This window comes from Streptomyces sp. NPDC048197, from assembly GCF_043202395.1.
Classification (GTDB): domain Bacteria; phylum Actinomycetota; class Actinomycetes; order Streptomycetales; family Streptomycetaceae; genus Streptomyces; species Streptomyces siderophoricus.
This window is the reverse complement of record NZ_JBIDAJ010000044.1, coordinates 1-17,051: the sequence shown is the minus strand read 5'-3', so window position 1 is coordinate 17,051 and position 17,051 is coordinate 1. Positions and strand designations below refer to the sequence as shown.

Here is a 17,051-nt window from a genome sequence, read left to right as displayed (position 1 = left end):
CCGTCAACACCTCGCGCCTATGTGCCGAGAGCTGACCGGACCGACCGCTGATGCCTCGTGCGACCAAGGTTGTGTCGGCCGGGCGCGTCATATGCGGTGCGTATCGCCGGGAGGAGACTTTCATGCATGGCCATGTGCGAACCATCAATGGAAATGAACCGATCCGGCTGATCCAGGTCAGCGTCTATCGTCGCGATCTGTCGCGCATGAAGCATGTCTATACGGACGATGAAGGGCGTTACGACGTGGAGATTCCCTCCGGGGAATCAGTCACCGTTCGGTTCGACACCCATCCCACGCTCAACAACGCAGAGGACTGGCAGCCTTCCGTGGTCTCCAACGTGGTGGCCGACAACGACGTACCTCTGGACCGTTGCCTGCTGCGCAGCGGACAGGACGCCGATCCAGCATCGGCCGTGGACGCTCTGGGCGGGTATCTCTTTGCTGCGGCGTTGAGTGATGCGGAGGCGGAGGGAGAGGCCGGCTACGCGGCCACGGCACGCGCGCGCCTGTCCAGGCTCAAACAGCACACCCAGGCGCTTCAGGAATTCCAGGAGCGGCTTCACCGTTATTTCAGCGGACAGGCATAGCCGAGGCACTGTGGCCAAGCAGTTGGTCCATGGAGCTGGCTGTCTCGTGAAGGGGGAGCCACAGCTGGTCGAGAGGAATCGACGCTGCCGTTGCCGCAGCGCGTTCGCGCAACCCGACTAGAAGGTGGCTTGTTCACGAGTTTCGACAGCAGATGAACGCCTCACCGGGCAGTGCGAACACGCTCGACGACGTACTGTCGGGGATGCTCGGAATCGTCGTTCCAGCCCTGCCGTTCGACGCCGGGTACGTGCTGATCGGATGGTTCACCGTCTCACGGGGGATCCGTGGCTGACTCTGCCGAAATCGTCGAACCGACCTCCCCAACGTCCGGTGCCGCGGGCCCCGGCGGATCCGCCCGATCCGCCCGATCCGCCGGGCCCGACCGGTCGGCCGCCGCCGGCGCGAGTATCCGGCTGGACAACCTCACCAAGCGCCGTCCGGACAGCGTCGCCCCGACCGTGGAGGACGTGACCCGGGCCGAAGCGGCCGGCGAAACCGTGAGCCTTGTGGGCCGCTCGGGCTGCGCCAAGAGCACCCCCCTCAAGATGATCAACCGGCTGATCGAGCCGGCCTCGGGCCAGATCACCATCGGCGGTGAGGACGTCACCGGCCTCAACCCCGTGGCGCTGCGCCGCACCACCGGCTACGCCACCCAGGCCACGGGGCCCGTTCCGCTGTTCCGGGTCGAATTCGCCCCTGGCAGTCCCGCTGATCCTGACGGGCGTACGGACCGCGCTCGTGCTGAACGTCGGCCTCGCGACGCCGGCCACTTTCGGCGTAGGAGGAGGACTCGAGGACCTGGGCTCCTGCGGCATCACCAACCAGCGCATGCCGGTGCCGGTGCTCGGCTCCGTTCTGGCGGTCGCCATGGCACTGATCATGGACTGGCTGGGTAGGCTCGTCGAGTTGCTGCAATGCCCACGCGGCCTGGAGGTGGACTGATGCGCCTGGCTCAGGTGCGGACGGCCGTTGCGGGCGCGGGTGCCCTGCTGCTCGCCGCTGCAGGGCTGAGCGGCTGCGGACTGACCAGCGGCAGCCCGCTGGCCGACTCGGTGCAGCCCGGTTCCATCGGGAAGGGGCGACCGCTGGAAGGCGCCCAACTGACCGTGACCTCAAAGGAGTTCACCGAGCAGATCATCCTGGGCCAGATCATGGGGCTGGTCTTCAAAGCGGCCGGCGCGGAAGTCCTGGACCGGACGAACATCCAGGGCTCGATCGGTGCCCGCGAGGCGGTCAAGTCCGGTGCGGCAGATGGGATGTACGAGTACACCGGCACGGCCTGGATCACCTACCTCGGTCACACCAAGCGGGTCGTCGACCCGCACGAGCAGTGGGAGGCCGTACGCGATCAGGACCGCCGCAACGGCATCACCTGGCTGCCCGCCGCCCCGCTCAACAACACCTACGCGCTGGTCACGAACCAGGCGAATGCGCACAAGTACCGGCTGCGCGCACTCTCCGACGTGGCACGTCTGACGAAGAAGGACCCGGGCGCGGCGACGATCTGCGGCGGAAGCGAGTTCTCGGTGCGCGACGACGGCCTGCCGGGCGTGGCGAAGACGTACGGATTCGCCCTCCAGCGCGGGAACTTCAAAAAAATGGACGACGGCGTCGTCTACACCCAGGTCGCCGAAGGCGTGGCCTGCGCCCTCGGCGTGGCGGCCACCACCGACGGCCGCATTCCCGCACTCAAGCTGAAGGTGCTGGAGGACGACCGGCACTTCTTTCCCAACTACAACGCGGCACCCGAGATGAACAGCGCCACAATGAGGAAGTACCCCGCCATCGCCGACCTCCTCGCCCCGATCACCAAGCGGCTTACGGGGGCGCAGGCCCAGCGGCTGAACGCGCGGGTGGACGTGGACGGGGAGGACCCGCACGAGGTGGCGAAGGACTGGCTGGTGCGGGAGGGCTTCATCCGGGAAGGCTGACAGACGGATCCGCACGAGCGTCCGACGAGCAGGAGGAGAGCGCGCCCTGCCGTTCGTGTGGACGCTGCCGCCCGGAGGGTCGGGACACCATGATCCGAACGGCGCGTCTTAGTACTCCAGTCAGAAATCGTTGCCTGAGCTGGTTTCTTCTTCGGTAGGGGCAGTGCCGGGCGGTGGCCTGGTGACGGCTGCGCCAGTGAGAAGTCGTTGCCCTATCGATCATGAGGACGGTTCTGATCGAACGGGATCCCCGGTCGGGTGATCTTGGTCAGGTCGGCGCGTGAAGGCAGGACCTCCGGTGCCCACGAGGGTTGCGAAGCCAACTCGAGTGCAGGGAGGCCCCGTTGTCCCAGTCTTGGGTGCCGGTCCCCGTCCCGTCCAACTTGCGTGTATCGGCGTGCGATTGCCTCGCTCGCCAGTTCGGAAACGCGGCCGACCGCCCCGACCAGGTGCGGCGGTATCCCTCCGACATGACAGACGCGGAGTGGCAGGTGGTGCGCGACGCGATGCCGGTCCCGGCCTGGCTGGAGGGCCGGGGCGGACAGCCGGAGGGCTACTGCCACCGGCAGATGCTGGACGCCGTGCGGTACGTCACCGACGACGGAGTGAAATGGCGCGCGCTTCCCGCGGACTTCCCTGCGTGGGACCGCGTCTACGCATTCTTCCGCAGGTGGCGCGCGAAGGGCCTGGCCCAGGAGTTCCACGGCCGGCTGCGGGAGAAGGCCCGCCAGGCTGAAGGGCGCCAGGCACAGCCGACGGCGGCGGTCATCGACTCACAGTCCGTCAAGGCTGCGGCCTCGGTGCCCGCGGCCTCACGGGGCTACGACGGCGGCAAGAAGATCAACGGCAGGCGCCGGTACGTCATCACGGACTGCATGGGCCTGCTACTGATGGTGCTGGTGACGGCCGGGAACGTCACCGACCGCCAGGCCGCCCACATGATGCTGCCCAGCCTGCGAGCCCGGTGCGCCGCGATCACGCTGATGTGGGTCGACAACGGCTACCGGGGCCGGCTCGTGGCCTGGGCGAAGGAGAAACTGCAGCTCACCCTGCAGATCGTGAAACGCTCAGACGACATGTCAGGGTTCGTGGTGCTGCCGAGACGGTGGGTGGTGGAGAGGAGCCTGGGATGGCTGATGTGCTCGCGCCGCCTGGTGCGGGACTTCGAGACACTGCCCGCCTCCAGCGAGGCGTTTATCTACTTCGCACAGGCCATGCTCCTCAGCCGCCGTCTCGTCCGGCAGGCTGCCCGGCGCCGGGCCGAGCAGGACCGATGGGCTGCCGCCGCGCGGTTCCCGCCGTGAGTGGGCTGACATAATGCACGAATGGCTTCCCCCGAGACCGTGACGGCCGCCGAGCTCATGGACCGCACCCGTGACGGCGTCCTGCTCTTCGGCCTGACCCCGCCACGGCAGACCACCACCCCCGAGCAGGCCGACGCCATCGCCGCCGCGACCCTGACCCGGCTCCGGTCGGTGCAGGTCGACGGGCTCATCCTCTACGACGTGGACGCCGAGGCCGACCGGACCGAGGCCCCGCGACCGTTCCCGTTCATGCCGATGATGGACCCCGCCCACTTCCTGGACGGCCACCTCGCCGACTGGGCCGGCCCGGTGATCGTCTACCGCGCCGTGGGCAAGTACACCGGCGACCAGCTGGACCGCTGGTGGTCGCAGGCCGACCACGACCGGGTGCTGACCGTCCTGGTCGGCGCGGCCTCCCGGCACCAGGTGGTCCGGACGAGCCTTCCCGAGGCCTACCGCCGGCATGCCGGGCTCTCCCTCCCGCCGCGGATGGGCGGCGTGGTCATCGCCGAACGGCACGCCGCCTCGGGGACGGAGCACGCACGCATGCTGCACAAGCAGGACGCCGGCTGCGAGTTCTTTGTCTCCCAGGTCTGCTACGACCTGGACCACACCCGCAACCTGCTCTCCGACTACACCCACGGCTGCCGCGACCAGGGCCTGGACCCGAAGCCGGTGGTGCTGACCCTGGCCCCGTGCGGGTCGGTGAAGACCCTGGAGTTCATGACCTGGCTCGGCATCGAGGTCCCGCGATGGCTACAAGCCGAGATCACCCGCGGCGACCCCCTCGCCGCGTCGTACGAGCAGTGCCTCCTCAACGCCCGGGCCCTGATCGCGTACTGCCGCCACCTCGGCCTGCCTTTCGGGATCAACGTCGAGAGCCTCACCAACCGCAAACTGGAGATCGACGCCTCCATCGACCTCGTCCGGGAGATCCGCGACCTGCTGGGCTGAATCATCGTCAGGTCGGCAAGCGGTCGTCGCCTGCATCGGTCCTGTTCCGGACCACGGGGCTGGACGGGCAGTTCGCTGCGGCGGCTGATGTTCAGCTGATCGCCCATCGTGAGCCGGCGATCCGCACCAAGTCGCCGACCTTGGTGCCGTTGAGGTGCGTAAGCCATGTAGTAGGCGATCTCGTCCGGCCTGGCCAGGCTGCGGTGGGCCGGCATCCACCGCTCGTGCGTCGGTGCGTCGCCGTCGAAGACGTCGATGGCCGGCAGGCGGGCGGCAGCCCAGTCGTAGAGTCGTGGACCCTTCGCGCCGTCGCCGCGGGACAGTCGTTCCCAGGCTTCCTGTGGTGCCTGGGCGATGGTGTGGTCGATACGTCCGTAGGGGGCGTGAAGCTGCTGGGACTTCGGCACCGCCAGGACGTAACCGACACCGGCTTCTTCCAAAGCGCGGCGCCTGCGCCATTCCTGGCCGTAGGCGCAGTCGCCGGTCACCCAGGCGATGGGCAGGGGCGAGGCCAGGGCCCGCAGGATCATCGCCCGGGCCGGCTCGCCCTTGGTCGCGAAACCCCGGGTTCTCGGGAATGCCCGCCGCCCGGCACCGGTCGATGTCACCTGTCCATGTCACCTGTCCAGGACTTCGGCAGGTAGAGCTCCCGGTCGACCAGTGCCCGGCCCTTGGGCGGGGCGTAGGCGGCGAAGACTGCGACCTGGCAGTTCTCCGTTCGGCCCGGCCGTGGCGGAATACTGACGCTGGACGCCGGCCGAAGCGGTTTCCTTCTTGATGAAGCCGGTGTCATCGACGACCAACACACCGTCTGGGCAACCAAGGTGCTCGGCAACGTAGTGCTGCACGTCATCGCGGACCGCGTCGGGGTTCCAGGACGCACGAGATGCTCGCCGGGATGACGCGCGCCTGGAACACGGGTGACGGGGCCGCCTGGGCCGCGTACTTCGCGGAGGACGCGGACTTCGTCGACGTGGTGGGTCGCGTCCAGCGCGGTCGGAGGTGATCGCCACGGAACATCAGAAATCTTCGACACCGTCTACCAGGGCAGCCGTCTGGCGATCCGGTGCCTCGACAGCCGCCAACTCGCGGACCGGATCCTGCTCATACACACCGTCTCGACCCTGTGGGTTCCCGAAGGACCGCGGGTGGGGGAGTGGCAAGCGATCCAGATGAATATCGTGCGGGACGGAAAGATCCTGGCGTTCCACAACACCGGGTGGATGGACCTGGCGGACTTCGTGGGAGACGACGAGGATTTGGCTCGTCAGTCTCCGCAGGAGTGGCGGCGACAGAACTCCTAGGCCTGTTCTGAGTCCGGATCACGGGGGTGGTCGGCAGTCGTTGGCACACCCCACCTCTTGTCAGACACCGCTGTTACGTTGACGCGAGGATCTTGCTTTGACCTCTGGAGGGGGCGTATGTACGACGAACGGCTCGCTGAGTTCTCCCGCGAACGGCTGGACGGCCGTCCAATACCCGACGATCTGCGCGTGCTGCTTGTGGCGCAGTGGGAAGGCCGCACCGACTTCACCCACCTTCTCGACCTCGACTTCTTCGAGGCGGGCGAGGTCCACCCGCTCCTGAACACCAGCTATCTGAGCGAAGAGGAACTCACGGACCCGGAGATGCAGGCCGTCAACGCCGGAGCCGCGGAGATGGCCAAGTACGTCAAGCTCGTGGCGAAGGGCGGAAAGGGGTGGATCGGCTATTGGCTGCACCCCGACGAACCCGCAGACCGTGCCTGGCACCTCATAGAGCTGGACACCGAGTTCACCTTCTGGGGCCTGGTCGGCCTGACTCTGACCGAGGCGGCCGCCGCTGAGCAGGCAAGGTACCAGGACGAGCCCGACAAACGAATCGCGTTCACACAACTGGCCGCCGAACTCGCCGAGCTCGGTCTACCGCTAAGCACCCTGGACTATGACGTCCTCGATGACGCCGAGTACACGGTGGACCCGGAGGAACTCATGGAGGAGTTGATCGAAGCCGAACGCGAGAAGCTCGGTCTTCGCTGAGTGGGGAGACTCCAGCGCCCCGGGTGCCGCAATGGGAAATGTTGCCGTATTGGCCGCCGTCGGTCATGAGATATCTCGTTCGTAGGTCGAGCGGGCGATGCGAAGACGTGGTCTGCTCAGCCATCGACTGCTGGGCCTTTTCAGAGTCGTCAGCACGTGGGCGGGGTGGAGGCTGCGCAGCCAGATGACCGCGTCGCGCAGCTCAAGCCCCGCCATGTAGCTGTCGGGCCTCTTGTCGAAACGCGTGGCCAGTCCCCTCCAGTCCTTGGTCTTGTTGATGCACCGCTCCACGGTCTTGCGGGCACGAACGACAACGGACGGCAGCGCCGGTCGGCCGACAGGTGAACCTTGCTGGTCAGGTCGCCACGGGAGCGGCCCAGGGCTGCCGCCTTCAATCGCGCCCGGCGTTGGCGGCGCTCCTCGCCCTCCGGATCTCGGGCTCGGCCTCCACGGCTGGGGTACCTTCTCGACTTCGGCTGCAGCCTGCTCCTTGCGCCGCTTTCGCGCCTTTTATGTCTGGCGGGCGCACCGGCAAGGTTCGCCGGTGGCTTCTCCTCGATAGTCTGCACGGCGTGATCAACTCCTACGCGAGCGCCGACGATGCTTCAGTCGCGATAGCCGGGGCGCGGGCCGGCGCGGTCGTGGTCCGCACCATGTACGGTCAGCGGCTCAACCGCATCGACAAGGGTGCCGGGGACTTTGCCACCGCCGCCGATGTGGAGGCCGAGAAGACGATCCTCGGCGTCATCCGAGTCGCACGGCCCGATGACGCGGTGCTCGGCGAGGAAGGCGGACAGCAGGGCGCCGCCGACGCCGGGCGCCAGTGGTTGGTGGATCCCCTGTGCGGCACGCTGAACTACGCCGTAGGCAACATGCTGGTGGCCGTCAACGTGGCGCTGCGCGATGGGGCGGCGGCGGTGGCCGACCCGTTCAGCGGCGAGGTGTTCTTCACCGACGGGGAGACTGCCTGGGTGCGGCAGGACGGGGCCGACGACGCACCACTGACGCCCACGCCCGCTACCCGATTGGTGGACGTCAACCTCGATCCGCCGTTCCCGAGTGCGCCGGGATTCCGCGCCGTGGATCTGCTGGCCCACCCTGAGTTCGTCGAGCGTTTCCGGCCGCGCGTCGTATCCACGACGCTGGCGCTGGCCTGGGTCGCCGCCGGCAAGCGCGCCGCGTATGTCACCGATGGCGGCGACCTCTCCAGGAGCGTGCATTTCGCGGCCGGCATAGCTGTGTGCCGGGCTGCCGGCTGCGCGGTCACCGGGATCGACGGTGCCCCGCTCGGTGAGGCAGGTCGTGGGCTTGTGGTCGCCGCCGACGACGAGACCCACGGGCTGCTGATGTCGATGATGCGCAGCCGAAGCTAGCGCTGTGGCCGCACGGCCGCCGGGCGGGGCAGGCTGCGACGTGGCGGGACCTGCCGCCCAGCGGATGCCCTTTTCGCTGCGCATCCGGTGTACGTGACACGGCCTTGTGCTGCGAGGACGTCTGGGTGGCGGGCGTTGGCATGACGCCGGCGGAAGCGTCTTCGGCTTCACCCGGACCAGGGTCAAACGCCGAGAAGGCGCCTGGCGAGTTGAGATTGCTCACGCCTGTGACCGTCAGCAACCCCTTGACGAACCGTCAGCGCGCCCTCTCGGGCCCTCGGGAGGCCGCGGACGGGGCAGGCCGCCGCGGTCCCGAAGTTCCTTGTTCAGCGTGGGGGCGGGAGACGCGGTGCAGATCAGGCGCCAGGCACGGATGGAGCGCGTCGCGACGTCGAGTGTGATCGTGATGTCGACGTGGTAGGTGTCGTTCATCGTGAGGTGAAGGCCAGGACGGCCTGTTGCCGTGCCACCCGGGTGCGCGAGTAGGGTCGGGGGCTGCGTGATGGCTGAGGGCTGCACCCTGGCCTCCCGGCCCTTGTGAGGGCACATGCGTACGTGGTCTTCCTGGCCCCACCCGGGAAGGGCGCACGGCATGCGCACGTACGGAAAGTGTCCGTACGCGCCGGGCACCGGGATGCGGCTCCGACGTCTCACGGGCAGTACAGCGGACCCCCGGGTCCGTATCCCCCACACACAAAGAGTCGCGCGTGCGCGGCCGCAGATCAGGAGCACCAGTGCAGGGCATCCCCCACATAGCCAGCACACCGCACGACGGGCGATTGTCGTCCGTACCCCCTGCCCGCAGGGAGCCGTACACGGCGCAGCGCACAGGGCAGGACATGACACAGCACATGCCGCACCGGGACGCGGTGTCGGCAACGGCGCCTCGCGTGACCCCGGCGGCCCGGCGCCCCCAGGCAGCCGCCCCCCAACTCCCCGTATTCATCAGCCAGTCGGGCTGGCGCAGGCGGACGCTGCAAGGCGTGGCACTGGCCGTGGGATGCGCCTGCGTCGGGTATCTGCTGTTCGTCGGCACGCTGATCAGCGGACTGCGGCAGCCCGTCGGCACGCACCCGCCGAGTATGAACGGACCGGTGCCTTCCGGCCCGGGCACCGACACGTCGCAAGTCGGCCACGGCGCACCGGCCCGAGCCGAGGCACACCGGCCGCCGGCCAGGGCCCACGCGGACCGCGACGACCACCGCCACCCGGCGGCCGGCAGATCCGCCCCGTCGGCCGGAGGTCCGAAGCAGTGAGCCGGCGCTCCGCTGTTCGGCGCCCGCCGCGCGGACACTGGCTGGTCCTCCTGTTGGTCCTCCTGGTGGTCGCCGTCACCCTCCTCTTCGAGGGCTGGACGACCCACCAGGTCGACGCCGCCCGCACCAAGCCGCCGTGCACCAGGCCGATCCCGCGCGAGGCGGACGACGGGAAGCCGCTGCTGCGGTTCGGCCCGAAGGGGGTCGCCACCGCGGCCATGCCGCCGGGGACCGTCGCGCTCACCTTCGACGGCGGGTTCGACCCGGTGTGGACGCCGCGTCTGCTCGACCTGCTGCGCAGGCACCAGGCGCGGGCGACCTTCTTCGTCTACGGGAAGGACGCGGCCCGCTACCCGGAGTTGATGCGGCGGATTCTGCGCGAGGGGCACGAGATCGGCTCGTACACCTACAGCGGCGGCGACCTCGGTGTCGCCTCTCCGGTGCGCGCGCGGCTTGAGCTGTCGCTCACCCAGAGCGCTCTCGCGGGTGCGGCCGGCATCAACACCACCCTGCTGCGGCTGCCGCACACCACGGCAGCGGACACGCTGTGCGGCGCCGAGTGGACGGCCGCGAAGCGCGCGGCGGGCCAGGGGTATCTGGTGGTCGCTTCCGATCACAAGGACCGCAGGCCGTGGCGGGGGGTGGTGACGCAGCACAGCCAGACCGACCTGGGCTACCACGAGGCGGAGGATCTTCTGCGGGACCGCAGCGTGAAGCGGTTCACCACCGTCAGCGGCGGGCTGAAACGTCTTTCTTTCCTCGACGAGGTCCCGGCCGCCCAGGAGATGAAGGGTGCGGGCCTGATCTGGGCGCAGCGCCTCGGGCACGCCTTCCTCACCGTGATGGTGTGGACGCTGACCCTCACGGGTGTGCTCGGCGTCCTGCGGATGCTCCTGTTCGCGGTGTTCGCCCGGCTCCACGTGCGCAGGCTGCACCGGTACCGGCCCGGCGCACCACGGCTGCGCGCGGTGCGGGACCCGGTGACGGTCCTGGTGCCCGCGTACAACGAGGAGGCCGGCATCGCCTCCACCGTGTACTCGCTGCTCGCTTCCACCCACCCGCATCTGCAGATCATCGTGATCGACGACGGCTCGACCGATGCCACCGCCGACATTGCGGAGGACATCGACGACCCGCGGGTCACGGTGATCCGGCAGCCGAACGGCGGCAAGCCCAGCGCCCTCAACACCGGACTGGCGCACGCCCGGCACGACATCGTCGTCATGGTCGATGCGGACACCATCTTCGAACCCGCGGCGCTGGCCCGGCTGATCCAGCCGCTCGCCCACCCGGCGGTGGGTGCGGTCAGCGGCAACACCAAGGTCGGCAACCGGCGCCGCCTGCTGGGCAAATGGCAGCACCTGGAGTACGTCCTCGGCTTCAATCTCGACCGGCGGATGTTCGAGGTCCTGGAGTGCATGCCGACGGTGCCGGGGGCGATCGGCGCCTTCCGCAGGGACGCGCTGATGGGTATCGGCGGCGTCAGCGACGAGACCCTGGCTGAGGACACCGACCTCACGATGGCGCTCTGGCGGGCCGGCTGGCGCGTGGTCTACGAGGAGTCGGCGGTGGCTTGGACCGAAGTCCCCAGCACGGTCCGGCAGTTGTGGCGTCAGCGCTACCGCTGGTGCTACGGCACCCTCCAGTCGATGTGGAAGCACCGGCACGCGGCGGTGGAGGTGGGCCCCGCCGGCCGCTTCGGCCGACGCGTGCTGCTCTACGTCACGCTGTTCCAGATCGTGCTGCCGCTGTGCGCACCGGTCGTGGACCTGTTCGCCCTTTTCGGGGCGCTGTTCCGCGACCCCGTGGAGGCTGCACTCGTCTGGTTCGGGTTCCTCGCCGTCCAGTTGGTCACCGCCGCGTACGCGCTGCGGCTCGATCGCGAACGGCTGCGTGTGCTGTGGGTGCTGCCGCTCCAGCAGTTCGTCTACCGGCAGTTGATGTACCTGGTGGTCATCCACTCCGTGACCACGGCGCTGCTCGGCACCCGCCTGAAGTGGCACAGCATGAAGCGCACCGGAACCGCCGACCCGTATCTGCTGGAAGCACCGTCCGCCGGGACGTCCGGAGATCCCCTCGAGGAACTGCCCCCGGGGCGGAGCCTGTCGTCGCGGTGAGGGAACGGAGGGGACGGGAGGGGAACCGGCGGGCGGCCGCGCGAGTCCGACCTGGGACATGACCGAGGGAGTTGACCATGACAGACCCGCTTGACCAGCGGGCCGGACGCACCACACCTATGGGGGAGCAGGGCCGGTACGGTGACGCCGGGAGTCGTCCCGTGCGCCGGGGGCCGGTGCGGGTGACGGGCGAACTGTGGCGCCCGGAGCCGGGGGGCGGCCGGGGACCGTACGTCGAGCCGGCGCTGTACGCCGATCCGGGTCCGTACGCCGGCCAGGACCCGTACGCGGACCCGGAAGACGCTGCCGCGCGTGAGCGGTTCGCCGAACGCCCCAGCTCGCACTACGGGCCCCGGCGCGCCCACGCCCGGCAGCCGAAGAAGCGCAGGAGGCTGCGGCGGGCGGCGCTCGTCCTGCTGGCCGTTGTGGCCGTCGCGGCGGGCGGCACGTACGGCTGGGCCGAGACCCGGCTCCAACGTGACGTCGACCTCGGCGCGTACGGGGACCGTCCGCCGCCCGGCGAGGGCACCAACTACCTCATCGTGGGCTCGGACAGCCGCGACGGGCTCTCCGAGGGCGACGTGAAAGACCTGCACGCCGGCGGGGGCGGCGGGCGGCGCACCGACTCGATGATGTTGCTGCACACCGGGGCCCACGGAACCAGCATGGTCAGCCTGCCGCGCGACTCCTGGATCACCGTGCCCGGCCGCCTCGACACGTCGACGGGCAAGACCAAGCGGCCCGAGGGGGACAAGCTGAACGCCGCCTTCTCTTACGGAGGCCCCGAACTGCTCGTGCACACCGTCGAGAAGAACACCGGGCTGCGCATCGACCACTATGCGGAGATCGGCTTCGCCGGCTTCGTGAACATCGTCGACGCCATCGGCGGCGTTCGGATGTGTCTGGACCGGGACATCAAGGACGAGAAGTCGGGCGCCGATCTGCGCAAAGGCTGTCACACCCTGAACGGCAAGCAGGCGCTCGCCTTCGTCCGCGAGCGGCACCAGGAGAAGGAGGGCGACCTGGGCCGGTCGAGGAACCAGCAGAAGTTCCTGTCGGCCCTCGCCCACCAGGCCGCCCGGCCCGACACCCTCTTCGACCCGCTGAAGATCGGTCCGGCCGCGCAGGCCGGGCTCGACACCCTCATCGTCGACAAGGACATGAGCCTGCGCGATCTCAGCAGGATGTTCCGCGCCGTGCAGAACGTCACGGGCGGACACGGCAAGCAGATCAACGTGCCCGTGTCCGGAATCGGTGTTCCCACGTCCAAGGGCAACGTACTGAAGTGGGACGCCAGGAGGTCGGCCCGGCTCTTCGACGACCTGCGGTACGACCGGCCGGTGACGGAGACGGGGAAGACGTCCCGGCACCGGGGCGGTGCCGTCAGCCACGCGCCGTCACGCGACGACCGCCCACAGCAGCAGGAAGAGCAGCAGGCCGAACGGTGACCGCAGGATCGTGCGGACCAGGAGCGGCCCCGGTCAGGGCAGATGGCGAACTGGCCGGTCGGCCGCCACTCCAGCGTCTCCGCGGGCCTCTCCGGCGTCGCCGACGACATCCCGTTCGTCGCGACCACGGTCCTCATCACCAGTGACCCTGTCCCCAACTTGGGCGGCGAGAGTGCCCATATCCAGACAACATCGTGCGAGGCGGGGCCCCTGGGCGCCCCTGCCGAGCCGTTGGTGATCACTCATCAACGCCCCCGGTGCCGTGGATGCTGTGCGGGAAGGTCATTTGGGAATGGTCGAGGCGACGTCGTCGAGGGTGGCGTCCTTGACGAGTCCGGTGTCCTCCAGAACGTCCATATGGTCCTGGACGGTATTGTTGGTTTGCGTGGCCAGTCGCCGGATCAGCGAGTTCTTGGTTGTGGCGCGCACCTCGCCGATCGTGATGAAGATCTTGCCGTGGGATGCACGCAGCAGGTCCACGAAGAGCTGGTCGAACGCTTGGCCCCGGGCGTTCTTCAGCTGGTCCACCCAGCCCTGTTGTTCGGGGGTGGCCTGGTCGGGGATGGGCACGTTCAGCGCCTCGGAGTCCTCACGGGCCAGCTCGTCGAGCTTGCTGTGCCCTTCGAGCAGATGCATACCGGCGCGCTTGATGGCTTCGCCCGATGCGTGTGTCTGGGCGAGCCGCCCTGCCGGCATCTCCCACAGGCCGGCCTGCCGGACCTTGGTGAGGAAGGTCTTGTCCAACGCGGAGACCGGGCCGGTGTTCCCACGAGGGCCGGCCAGGGCCGCGCTCGCGGCCGGCAGATCGGCAGAGACGGACTCGTCGGCAGAGTTGTTCCGCTGCCCCAGCCACACGGACACGGCAGCGATAACTGAGGTGAGGGCGAGTGCGGCGGCGATGAGGCGGCCGCGGTTCGAGGTGGGCCGGGGGTTTCGCGCGTGAGATTTCATCGTGCCTCCTGGATTGCGCGCGACGGATTGCCGACGGGCGCCGCCGTCCGGGCGAGAGTGGGCGGCGCCACGCTAACCGTTGCACTAGGCAATGAAGCGGATTGAGCGACGATGCTCAAATCCGGCCGCCGGGCGGCGCGCGTGAGCTACGATCCCGCTCTTCGCGCCACGGCATGGGTACTGGCTCTGGCCCTGCGGGGCCGATTCCTTGACCGAGGTTCAGGGTTTCCGGATGCGGGATGCGGGATGCGGGATGCGGATGCCGGATTCCGTGAGGCTGAGGTGGACTCCACGGCGAGGGCCGCATCGCGGCAACGGTTGATGCCGGACGGACCGGAGCCTTCAAGGCCCCGCGCCGGACATGGAGTTGCCAGGCGGCATCGGGAAGAGAGCACCGGGCGGCCTCTCGGACGGTGCGTTGTGTGCCGGTGATCATCGGATGCCAGATCCGTTCGTGCGGCAGGCGGCTTCGGCGCAGTCGCTCCGCTGGAGTTGGTCGGCCAGGATGTAGGCGCCGGCCGTGCCGAGGGGGTAGGCCTTGTCCGGCGAGGAGGGAGACGGCCTGGCAGGCGTCACCCACGAGCGTGATCCCTCCTCGGCTCCCTTGCGGCAGCTCGATCTGCGCGACCCGTTCGTGTAGGTGCGGCCGGTCGGCCGACCGCACCGTTTCAGCGCCGGTCGGCATGGTCGATTCGCGCGGATGGTGACCCACCCGAGCCCGGAGTGCTCCCGCAGGAATGTGGCCCGCCCATCGCCCGGCTGGATGCGGTCGGGGGTGCGGTGTACGACGAGGCTGCGACCTTGCCGTTGCGCAGCCCGTAGAAGCACCGCTACCGACACCCGCTGAGCCGACGCCGCCAGGAGCGCATCTCGCGGGCCATGGCCATCCAAGCCATCGCCTTCGCCCTAGCCGATCTGTACCGAGATCGAAGCCGTCCGCCTGCTCGTCTGGCAGGTCGCATGGATGGCCCGCAACGACGGCGGACGGTTCGTGATGCGAAGCGTCCGTTGCCGGAACCTCAAGGGATGTACGGCTGGGCGACCCTGCCACGAGCCTCAGGCTCTGGCTCTTCCGGACCGGCGGTGCGGCCGGCCGGCGCCATCTCGCCTTGGCCCTGCCTCCGGGCTGATCACCGCCCGTCCCAGCTTTGCAGCTCTAAGTTACCGGCGGGCAACCCCTTGACGTCCATCACATGGCCGACAAAACTGCCGTCCAGCGGTCGACATTGTCGAACGGCGGACGGAATCGGAGCAGCGTCGCTCCGACTGGAGCTAGCCGGGTCCGGTCGACGAGCTGAATCGGCGCCTTCCTGCACCAGCTGGCTTCCCTGGACATCGGGCCCCGCCGCCCCCGCACCGTATTGAGCCGCTCCAGGAGCACACACCGTGACCGACGCGCACACCGCGGGCCCGTTCATCGCCGCGATCGACCAGGGCACCACTTCCAGCCGCTGCATCATCTTCGACCGGGACGGCCGGACCGTCTCCGTAGACCAGAAAGAGCATGCACAGATCTTCCCCAGGCCGGGCTGGGTGGAGCACGACGCGGCCGAGATCTGGACCGACGTCCAGGAGGTCGTCGTCGGCGCCCTCAACAAGGCCGGGATCACCCGGGCCGATCTCAGGGCGCTCGGCATCACCAACCAGCGCGAGACCACCGTCCTCTGGGACAAGAACACCGGTGAGCCGGTCCACAACGCCATCGTCTGGCAGGACACCCGCACCGACGCGCTCTGCAAGGAGCTCGGCCGCAACGTCGGCCAGGACCGCTTCCGCCGCGAGACCGGTCTGCCGTTGGCCTCGTACTTCGCGGGCCCGAAGATCCGCTGGCTGCTCGACAACGTCGAGGGCCTGCGCGAGCGCGCCGAGCGCGGCGAGATCCTCTTCGGCACGATGGACTCCTGGCTGATCTGGAACCTCACCGGCGGCGTCAACGGCGGCCACCACGTCACCGACGTCACCAACGCCTCGCGCACCATGCTGATGAACCTGCACACGATGGAGTGGGATGAGCGCATCCTCGCCTCCATGGATATCCCGGCCGCCGTCCTGCCGGAGATCCGCTCCTCCGCCGAGGTGTACGGCATCGCCGGCGGAGTCCTGTACGGGGTGCCGGTCGCCGCCGCGCTCGGCGACCAGCAGGCGGCGCTGTTCGGTCAGACCTGCTTCTCCGAGGGCGAGGCCAAGTCCACGTACGGCACCGGCACCTTCCTGTTGATGAACACCGGCCACCAGCCCGTCAACTCCCACAGCGGCCTGCTGACCACGGTCGGCTACCGGATCGGCCGACAAGCGCCGGTCTACGCGCTGGAGGGCTCCATCGCGGTCACCGGCTCGCTGGTCCAGTGGATGCGCGACCAGCTGGGCCTGATCAACACCGCCGCCGAGATCGAGACCCTGGCCAGCTCGGTGGCGGACAACGGCGGCTGCTACCTCGTCCCCGCTTTTTCCGGCCTGTTCGCCCCCTACTGGCGCTCCGACGCCCGCGGCATGATCGCGGGCCTGACCCGCTACGTCACCAAGGGGCACATCGCCCGCGCCGTCCTTGAGGCCACCGCCTGGCAGACCCGCGAGATCGTCGACGCGATGCACAAGGACTCCGGCGTCGCCCTGACCGCGCTCAAGGTCGACGGCGGCATGACCTCCAACAACCTGCTGATGCAGACCATTTCCGATGTCCTCGACGCGCCCGTGGTCCGTCCGCTGATCGCTGAGACCACCTGCCTCGGCGCCGCCTACGCGGCCGGCCTGGCCGTCGGCTTCTGGCCGGACACCGACGCGCTGCGCGCCAATTGGCGCCGCGCCGCCGAATGGACCCCCCGGATGGAAGCGGCGTCCCGTGAGCGCGAATACCAGCACTGGATCAAGGCAGTCGAGCGGGCCACCGGCTGGATCGAAGAGGAGCACTGAGGACGGGATGAGCAGCCTGCACAGCGACCAGCCCCTGAGCGCGTACCCCGCCCCCAGCCGTGCCGAGACCCGTGAGCGACTGTCTCGGGCGACCTACGACCTTCTGGTGATCGGTGGCGGCATCCTGGGCATCTCCACCGCCTGGCACGCCGCGCAGGCCGGACTGCGGGTGGCCCTGGTGGACGCCGGCGACTTCGC

General features: G+C 69.0%; 13 protein-coding genes and 4 pseudogenes. 15 read left to right on the top strand and 2 right to left on the bottom strand.

Going from position 1 to position 17,051, the window contains the following annotated elements; translation table 11 throughout:
- Positions 1-122: 122 nt before the first annotated feature.
- From ACGF4C_RS34885 to ACGF4C_RS34860, 6 genes and pseudogenes are all read left to right on the top strand, one after another.
- A complete protein-coding gene (locus ACGF4C_RS34885) occupies positions 123-590 on the top strand; it encodes a carboxypeptidase regulatory-like domain-containing protein (protein ID WP_393571958.1) in 468 nt (155 codons plus the stop codon).
- A gap of 285 nt (positions 591-875) precedes the next feature.
- Positions 876-1,268: pseudogene (locus ACGF4C_RS34880) on the top strand (ATP-binding cassette domain-containing protein); the annotation flags it as partial.
- 16 nt (positions 1,269-1,284) lie between these two features.
- Positions 1,285-1,533 (top strand): annotated as a pseudogene (locus tag ACGF4C_RS34875) (ABC transporter permease); the annotation flags it as partial.
- Positions 1,533-2,522, top strand: a complete 990-nt coding sequence (locus ACGF4C_RS34870; protein WP_393571956.1) for a glycine betaine ABC transporter substrate-binding protein — start codon at positions 1,533-1,535, stop codon at positions 2,520-2,522. The pseudogene ACGF4C_RS34875 and the gene ACGF4C_RS34870, both read left to right, overlap by 1 nt.
- Before the next feature lie 470 nt (positions 2,523-2,992).
- Positions 2,993-3,826 (top strand): IS5 family transposase, encoded by an 834-nt coding sequence (locus tag ACGF4C_RS34865; RefSeq protein ID WP_393571954.1) that lies wholly within the window; start codon positions 2,993-2,995, stop codon positions 3,824-3,826.
- A 21-nt stretch (positions 3,827-3,847) separates the two neighbouring features.
- On the top strand, positions 3,848-4,780 hold the full coding sequence (locus ACGF4C_RS34860) for a methylenetetrahydrofolate reductase (RefSeq protein WP_393571952.1): 933 nt from the start codon (positions 3,848-3,850) through the stop codon (positions 4,778-4,780).
- A gap of 398 nt (positions 4,781-5,178) precedes the next feature.
- Here ACGF4C_RS34860 and ACGF4C_RS34855 read toward each other — a convergent pair.
- Positions 5,179-5,661: pseudogene (locus ACGF4C_RS34855) on the bottom strand (transposase); the annotation flags it as partial.
- A gap of 17 nt (positions 5,662-5,678) precedes the next feature.
- On the opposite strand from ACGF4C_RS34855, the gene ACGF4C_RS34850 reads away from it, so the two are divergent.
- The 6 genes from ACGF4C_RS34850 (at position 5,679) to ACGF4C_RS34825 (ending at position 12,992) form a co-directional block, all read left to right on the top strand.
- Positions 5,679-5,786: an SgcJ/EcaC family oxidoreductase gene (locus ACGF4C_RS34850; protein WP_393572036.1), complete on the top strand. Its 108-nt coding sequence runs from the start codon at positions 5,679-5,681 to the stop codon at positions 5,784-5,786.
- A gap of 415 nt (positions 5,787-6,201) precedes the next feature.
- Complete coding sequence (locus tag ACGF4C_RS34845; RefSeq protein WP_393571950.1) at positions 6,202-6,798, top strand: hypothetical protein; 597 nt, start codon at positions 6,202-6,204, stop codon at positions 6,796-6,798.
- Positions 6,799-7,370: 572 nt separating this feature from the next.
- On the top strand, positions 7,371-8,171 hold the full coding sequence (locus ACGF4C_RS34840) for an inositol monophosphatase family protein (RefSeq protein WP_393571948.1): 801 nt from the start codon (positions 7,371-7,373) through the stop codon (positions 8,169-8,171).
- Positions 8,172-9,010: 839 nt separating this feature from the next.
- A complete protein-coding gene (locus tag ACGF4C_RS34835) occupies positions 9,011-9,427 on the top strand; it encodes a hypothetical protein (protein WP_393571946.1) in 417 nt (138 codons plus the stop codon).
- Complete coding sequence (locus ACGF4C_RS34830; protein WP_393571944.1) at positions 9,424-11,544, top strand: bifunctional polysaccharide deacetylase/glycosyltransferase family 2 protein; 2,121 nt, start codon at positions 9,424-9,426, stop codon at positions 11,542-11,544. Before ACGF4C_RS34835 ends, ACGF4C_RS34830 begins: the two co-directional genes overlap by 4 nt.
- A gap of 77 nt (positions 11,545-11,621) precedes the next feature.
- Positions 11,622-12,992 (top strand): LCP family protein, encoded by a 1,371-nt coding sequence (locus ACGF4C_RS34825; protein WP_393571942.1) that lies wholly within the window; start codon positions 11,622-11,624, stop codon positions 12,990-12,992.
- Positions 12,993-13,274: 282 nt separating this feature from the next.
- Here the strand turns inward: ACGF4C_RS34825 and ACGF4C_RS34820 are convergent, their stop codons facing one another.
- Entirely contained in the window at positions 13,275-13,943 is a 669-nt protein-coding gene (locus ACGF4C_RS34820) for a DUF4142 domain-containing protein (RefSeq protein ID WP_393571940.1), read from the bottom strand.
- A gap of 888 nt (positions 13,944-14,831) precedes the next feature.
- On the opposite strand from ACGF4C_RS34820, the pseudogene ACGF4C_RS34815 reads away from it, so the two are divergent.
- From ACGF4C_RS34815 to ACGF4C_RS34805, 3 genes and pseudogenes are all read left to right on the top strand, one after another.
- A pseudogene (locus ACGF4C_RS34815) lies at positions 14,832-14,922 on the top strand (acyl-CoA dehydrogenase family protein); the annotation flags it as partial.
- Positions 14,923-15,329: 407 nt separating this feature from the next.
- Positions 15,330-16,853, top strand: coding sequence for a glycerol kinase GlpK (glpK, locus tag ACGF4C_RS34810; protein ID WP_393571938.1), 1,524 nt, complete (start codon positions 15,330-15,332; stop codon positions 16,851-16,853).
- Between the two features lie 7 nt (positions 16,854-16,860).
- Positions 16,861-17,051: FAD-dependent oxidoreductase (locus ACGF4C_RS34805; protein ID WP_393571936.1), on the top strand; the 191-nt coding region annotated here is incomplete at its 3' end.

Coding starts and splice junctions, on each gene's coding strand:
- ACGF4C_RS34885 (WP_393571958.1), top strand. CDS start 123: ATGCATGGCCATGTGCGAACCATCAATGGAAATGAACCGATCCGGCTG.
- ACGF4C_RS34870 (WP_393571956.1), top strand. CDS start 1,533: ATGCGCCTGGCTCAGGTGCGGACGGCCGTTGCGGGCGCGGGTGCCCTG.
- ACGF4C_RS34865 (WP_393571954.1), top strand. CDS start 2,993: ATGACAGACGCGGAGTGGCAGGTGGTGCGCGACGCGATGCCGGTCCCG.
- ACGF4C_RS34860 (WP_393571952.1), top strand. CDS start 3,848: ATGGCTTCCCCCGAGACCGTGACGGCCGCCGAGCTCATGGACCGCACC.
- ACGF4C_RS34850 (WP_393572036.1), top strand. CDS start 5,679: ATGACGCGCGCCTGGAACACGGGTGACGGGGCCGCCTGGGCCGCGTAC.
- ACGF4C_RS34845 (WP_393571950.1), top strand. CDS start 6,202: ATGTACGACGAACGGCTCGCTGAGTTCTCCCGCGAACGGCTGGACGGC.
- ACGF4C_RS34835 (WP_393571946.1), top strand. CDS start 9,011: ATGACACAGCACATGCCGCACCGGGACGCGGTGTCGGCAACGGCGCCT.
- ACGF4C_RS34825 (WP_393571942.1), top strand. CDS start 11,622: ATGACAGACCCGCTTGACCAGCGGGCCGGACGCACCACACCTATGGGG.
- ACGF4C_RS34820 (WP_393571940.1), bottom strand. CDS start 13,943: ATGAAATCTCACGCGCGAAACCCCCGGCCCACCTCGAACCGCGGCCGC.